This window comes from Micromonospora sp. NPDC049799, from assembly GCF_040656655.1.
Taxonomy (GTDB): Bacteria; Actinomycetota; Actinomycetes; order Mycobacteriales; family Micromonosporaceae; genus Micromonospora.
In genome coordinates this window covers 1-2,363 of the sequence record NZ_JBFAMU010000653.1, presented here as the reverse complement: position 1 = coordinate 2,363, position 2,363 = coordinate 1, and the positions used below count along the sequence as shown (strand labels likewise).

Genomic DNA, 2,363 nt, shown 5'->3' with positions numbered 1-2,363 from the left:
GCCTCGCCGGCATGGACCGGCGACTGGAGGAGGCCGCGATGGACCTCTACGCCACCGAGTGGCAGACGTTCCGCCGGATCACCCTGCCGCTGGTGTCGGCGGCCGGATCGGCGTCGTCGAGCCGACGGCCGCCGCGCATGACCGGCACGAGCATCGGCTCCCGGTCGCCCGGTGGCGGCTCGTCGCGCAGCCCCACGACGTCGCCGCTCGCCCCACGGGGATCGCGGAAGACCTGCTTGGGACCGGGCAGGGTGGCCTTGCCGGGCGACAGCTTGAGCACCGGGCGGTCGCCGAAGGCGACCAGTTTGTACGCGCTGTCCAGGGATGGCGCGTCGTACGAGACGCCCATCCGGGTGCCGACGCCGTACGCGTCGATCGGGGCGCCCTGCTCGACGAGCGCGGCGATGGCGTCCTCGTCCAGACTGCCGCTGACCACGATCTGGGCCCGGGTCAGCCCGGCACCGTCCAGGATCGCGCGGGTCTGCCTGGCAAGCGTGGCAAGGTCTCCGGAGTCGAGCCGGACGCCGAGCGGCCCGGTCAGGCCCAGCTCGGTGATGACGTCGACGGCGGCCCGGACTCCGGAGGGGGTGTCGTACGTGTCGACGAGGAACACGGGGTTCGTGGGAAAGTCCGTAGCGAACGCGCGGAAGGCGGCCCGCTCGTCTTCGAACGCCTCGACGTACGAGTGGGCCATCGTTCCGGACGGCCGCAGTCCGTAGCGGCGGGCGGCCTCGACGTGGCTGGTCGCCACGAAGCCGGCGATGGCCGACGCCCGCGCCACGGCCGCCCCCGCCTCGATCCCGTGCGTCCGGCGGAACGCGAAGTCGATCAGCTGGGCGTCGCCGGCGGCGAGGCGGCAGCGGGCCGCCTTGCTGGCCACCGTGGTGTGGAAGGTGAGCAGGTTCAGCACACCGGTCTCCACCAGCTGCGCCTCGGCGATCGGCCCGGTGACCTCCAGCAGCGGCTCGTCGGCGAACACCACGCGACCCTCCGGCACGGCCCAGACGTCGCCGGTGAACCGCAGTCGCGCGAGCGCGGCGAGAGCCGGTTGGTCGAGCCCGACGACGTCGCGCAGGTAGTCCAGTTCGTCGTCGTCGAACCTGAAGCCCTCCAGGAACGCCAGCGCCTCACCCAGCCCGGCGGCCACCAGGAAGCCGCGCCGTGGCGGGAGACGGCGGGCGAACAGGCTGAACGTGGCGCTCTCCACCATGTCGTGACGCAGGTAGCTGGCCGCCATCCGCAGCTCGTACAGGTCGGTCCGCAACCCCGTCATGTCTCCTCCTCGACCACGCCACCACTGTGTGCGATGCGACGGTCGGGCGTGCGCGAAACGGGAGGTATTCGCCTCCTACCCAGGGAGGAGGCGGCGCTCCGACCGCCGGCCACAACCCGGGCCCGCGGTCGGGCGCAACGCGGGTGCCGGTTCACCAGCATCTACAGACATGACTACCGCGCTGCACCGGGCGGCACACTGGCACCGCCCCATGATGGTCTTCGTCTCCGCGATGGCGGTGCTCGCCGTCGTCTCGGCGGTCGGCATCGTCGCCGATCCGCGTGTCCTCACCGGCGTACCGATCTGGCTCAAGCCGTTCAAGTTCGCCGTGTCGTTCGTGCTGTACGGCACCACCCTCGCCTGGATGCTCTCCCTCCTGCCGCAGCGCAGCCGGCTCGCGGAGTGGGCGGGCACCGTCGTCGTCGCGATGTCGGTGGCGGAGATGGTGGTGATCGTCGGGCAGGTGCTACGCGGCACGACCAGCCACTACAACGAGACCAGCGCGCTGAACGCCGTCCTGTGGCAGGCCATGGGCGCGTCGATCATGGTGCTGTTCGTCGCGCACCTCGTCATCGGGATCGTCGTGCTGTCTCAGCGGCTGGCGGATCGGGTCGCCGCGTACGCGGTCGGGCTGGGGCTCGGCCTGACCCTGCTGGGCATGCTGGCGGCGGTGCCGATGGTGCTGCCCGGGCAGGCTTCGGGAATCGAGGGGATCAGCGGGGCGCACAGCGTGGGCGTACCGGACGGAGGGCCCGGACTGCCGCTGGTCGGCTGGAGCACCACCGGCGGGGACCTGCGAATCGGGCACTTCGTGGGACTGCACGCCCTGCAGGCGCTGCCGATCCTGGCGATCCTCCTGAGCCGGTTCCTCGGGACGCGGCTCGACGAGCGCAGCCGCGTGCGGCTGCTGGTGGTCGCCGGCGTGGCCTACGGCGTACTCACGATCCTGCTGACCTGGCAGGCCCTGCGCGGGCAACCGCTCCTGCGTCCGGACGCGATCACCCTGGCCGCCGGGCCGGCACCGGGGGTGGCGACCGCGGTGAAGTCGGGGTCACGGCGACGGAGGTACTCCACGAGCGCCTTGCGCTGC

Annotated in this window: 1 protein-coding gene and 1 pseudogene; one reads left to right on the top strand and one right to left on the bottom strand. The window is 72.1% G+C overall.

What is annotated here, in order from left to right; genetic code table 11:
* Positions 1–115: 115 nt before the first annotated feature.
* Positions 116–1,273, bottom strand: a pseudogene (locus AB0I76_RS27800) (nicotinate phosphoribosyltransferase); the annotation flags it as partial.
* A 169-nt stretch (positions 1,274–1,442) separates the two neighbouring features.
* On the opposite strand from AB0I76_RS27800, the gene AB0I76_RS27795 reads away from it, so the two are divergent.
* Positions 1,443–2,363: hypothetical protein (locus AB0I76_RS27795; RefSeq protein ID WP_357041464.1), on the top strand; the 921-nt coding region annotated here is incomplete at its 3' end.